The sequence below is a fragment of the Acinetobacter endophylla genome (genome assembly GCF_053543775.1).
In genome coordinates this window covers 1-952 of record NZ_JBLVOM010000284.1, presented here as the reverse complement: position 1 = coordinate 952, position 952 = coordinate 1, and the positions used below count along the sequence as shown (strand labels likewise).

Annotated in this window: 2 pseudogenes; both read left to right on the top strand. The window is 39.8% G+C overall.

Features of this window, described 5'->3' with window-relative positions:
• Positions 1-406, top strand: a pseudogene (locus ACNPNW_RS16135) (TolC family protein); the annotation flags it as partial.
• A pseudogene (locus tag ACNPNW_RS16130) lies at positions 396-805 on the top strand (transposase); the annotation flags it as partial. The pseudogenes ACNPNW_RS16135 and ACNPNW_RS16130, both read left to right, overlap by 11 nt.
• Positions 806-952 lie beyond the last annotated feature (147 nt).

Genomic DNA, 952 nt, shown 5'->3' with positions numbered 1-952 from the left:
CTATAACCTGTTTTCCGGGATCGATAAAAACAAGAATATTCAGGCTGCCGAACTCAAACGCTCTGCTACAGAATTACTCACTGCACGCACCCAGCAAGAAATTGAAAATCTGATTTATAAATCTTATAGCGAAGCACTCAGTGCACAGCAAAGTGATGCACTTCTGGCACAAAACTTGAAAGCCGCACAGGAAAATTTACGCATCCAAGAATTGTCTTTTAAAGAAGATATGGGCACCGCCACACAGGTCATCGATGCACAAAATATGCTGAGCGGACTACGAGCTGAAACTGCCTTGAATGCCTACAAATATGTGATGTCACTGGCCACCCTATTACAAAGCCATGGCTCGATTACAGAATTTCCGAACTACATTCAACATACCAATACCCACTATAGATGCTAAAACTCTTCAAATACGAGCAGTTCAGCTCACAACGAATAATGTGAGTGATTCACGAATCCTTGGGGAGTTACTTGATCAAATTCCGTTGGATGAACAGATTGATTCAGTTTATACAGACGAGGCTTATAACACCAAGCAATGCCGTCAAGTCATTGCAGACCGGTAAGCATATGCGGTGATTCCACCTAGAAAAATGCGAAACCATGGAAAGATACAAAGAGTAGCTCGCTAGAGCGAAATGAATTACTTCGAACAGTTAAACGTTTAGGCAGGACACTATGGAAAAAATGGTCAGGCTATCATCGGCGAAGTTTGGTCAAAACCAAAATGTATTGCATTAAATTATTAGGCGATAAATTAACGGAATTAGGTCGACCTCATACCCAAGTTGTCACTTGAATTCGAGTAACTTAGAAAAGATCTATCTCTGAAGCCTTTATGCAACAAAGTCACTCCAGATTGAGGATTTGAAAATTTATAGTGCAGTATATAAACAAATTGGTTCAGGAGCACAAAAGTAAGGTAATAACATCTTTTTTTAACAGT